This is a genomic window from Salegentibacter sp. (assembly GCF_041642575.1).
GTDB lineage: Bacteria > Bacteroidota > Bacteroidia > Flavobacteriales > Flavobacteriaceae > Salegentibacter.
On record NZ_JBEPWD010000184.1, the window covers coordinates 1 to 2,219 of the forward strand.

2 protein-coding genes and 1 pseudogene are annotated in these 2,219 nt (G+C 40.9%); all 3 read left to right on the forward strand.

What is annotated here, in order from left to right; all coding sequences use genetic code 11:
• A pseudogene (locus tag ACESK1_RS13115) lies at positions 1 to 260 on the forward strand (N-acetyl-gamma-glutamyl-phosphate reductase); the annotation flags it as partial.
• Between the two features lie 78 nt (positions 261 to 338).
• Positions 339 to 1,133: a pyrroline-5-carboxylate reductase gene (gene proC / locus ACESK1_RS13120; RefSeq protein WP_372920622.1), complete on the forward strand. Its 795-nt coding sequence runs from the start codon at positions 339 to 341 to the stop codon at positions 1,131 to 1,133.
• A gap of 2 nt (positions 1,134 to 1,135) precedes the next feature.
• Positions 1,136 to 2,219 (forward strand): aspartate aminotransferase family protein (locus tag ACESK1_RS13125; RefSeq protein WP_372920623.1); only part of this gene is annotated, 1,084 nt, incomplete at its 3' end.

The following is a 2,219-nucleotide window of genomic DNA, read 5'->3' on the forward strand; positions in this document are numbered from 1 at the left end:
AAGAGGCAAAAAAAATCTATTCTGAAGCTTATCAGGATTCGCCGTTTACGTTTATGGTTGAGGAAGATTTGCATTTAAAGCAAGTAGTGAATACCAATAAATGTCTTTTGAAACTGCAAAAATTCGGCGATAAAATCTTGATCACCAGTGTGATCGATAATTTACTTAAAGGCGCTTCAGGACAGGCCGTTCAGAATATGAATTTGATGTTTGGTTTTGAAGAGACTTCAGGATTAAAACTGAAAGCGAGTTATTTTTAGAAGACTAACTTATATGTTATGGATTATGTCACTTCGAGCGGAGTCGAGAGGTGGAAGTAAATAATTAAAATCTGAAAGATGAAAATAGCCATTATAGGAGCAGGCAACCTGGGACTTTCCATCGCGAAAGGCCTTATTGTAAACAATGCGTTTACCACGCTGTACCTTACGAAAAGAAAAACTGAAGAGATTCAGGAATATGAGCAATATTCGAAGCTTAAGGTTACCAGCGATAACCGGGAGGCGGTGCAGCATTCAGATATTCTGATCTTCGCGGTACAACCCACCCAAATGGAGCGTATTCTTGAAGAAATAAAAGACGATCTTCACGAAAACCACATCCTCATCTCTACTGTCACGGGATTTAAAATCCCTGCTATGGAGGCTATTGTTGGGGAAGAACAGTTTATTGTTCGCTCAATGCCGAATACCGCTATTGCCTTAGGCAAATCGATGACCTGCCTTTGTAGCAACGAAAAAGGCAAAAAACGCATCGCTATTGCTGAGGCTATTTTTAATCGTTTGGGAACCAGTATTATTATTCCTGAAAATAAAATGCAGGCTGCCACAGTAATTTGTGCCAGCGGGATTGCTTTTTGGATGCGGCTTATACGCGCTACCACTCAGGGGGCAGTACAACTTGGCTTTGATGCTAAAGACGCGCACGAGCTTTCTATGCAAACCTGTTTAGGGGCGGCGAGCCTGCTCATCGAATCGGGAAAACACCCGGAAGAAGAAATCGATAAGGTAACCACGCCTCGGGGTTGCACTATTGAGGGCCTGAACGAAATGGAACATAACGGCCTGAGTTCTTCTTTAATTAAAGGCATCCAGGCTTCATTCAAAAAAATAAACAGCATTACAACCGACTAACTATGGAATTATTTGATGTTTATCCACTTTATGATATTACCCCGGTAAAGGCTAAGGGCGCTTACGTATTTGATAAAGAGGGTAGAAAATATTTAGACTTGTACGGTGGACACGCGGTGATCTCTATCGGTCATTCGCATCCGGCTTACGTGAATGCAATTTCCAAACAAGTTGCCGAACTGGGCTTTTATTCAAATTCGGTTAAAAATCCTATGCAACAGGAACTTGCCGATAAACTGGAGAAACTTTCCCAAATAAAGGATTACAGCCTGTTTTTATGTAATTCAGGTGCTGAAGCGAATGAAAATGCTTTAAAAGTTGCTTCTTTTCACACCGGAAGAGATAGAATTATTTATTTCGAAAATGCTTTTCACGGAAGGACCTCCGGAGTAGTTGCGGTTACCGATAACGAAAATATCCAGGCTCCGTTTAACCAGAATCATAAGGCTACGAAAATTGCTTTTGAAGATACTAAATCCCTGGAAAAGGAGTTGAAAAAAGGCGATGTGGCGGCGGTTATTTTTGAAGTGATCCAGGGAGTTGGCGGCCTGGATGAGGCATCTACTGAATTTTATCAAAAAACGGCTGAATTGTGTAAAGCATATAATTCCATTTTAATTGCAGATGAGGTGCAATCGGGTTACGGCAGAACCGGAGACTTTTTTGCTTTTCAAAAACACCATATTCGTCCTGATATTATTTCTATCGCCAAAGGAATGGGTAACGGTTTTCCGGTTGGTGGGGTTTTAATCGATAAATCTATTAAAGCAAAGTCGGGAATGCTGGGAACTACTTTTGGGGGAAATCACCTGGCTTGTGCCGCAGGGATTTCGGTTTTGAAAGTAATTGAAAAGGAAAATCTTCTGAAGAATGCCAGTGAACTCTTTGAATATGTAAAGGAGCAGGCAGCGGAAATTCCACAGATTAAAAAAATAAAGGGCCGTGGCTTGATGATTGGCCTGGAATTCGATTTTGAGATTGCCCAGTTAAGAAAGGAACTTTTGTATAAATATCAAATTTTTACCGGTGCCTCCGCTAACAAGAAACTCCTGCGGATTTTACCCCCTTTAAATATCAAAAAAGAAC

Bases quoted from the DNA above. Each gene is read 5' to 3' on its own strand.
- proC (WP_372920622.1), top strand. From the start codon at position 339: ATGAAAATAGCCATTATAGGAGCAGGCAACCTGGGACTTTCCATCGCG.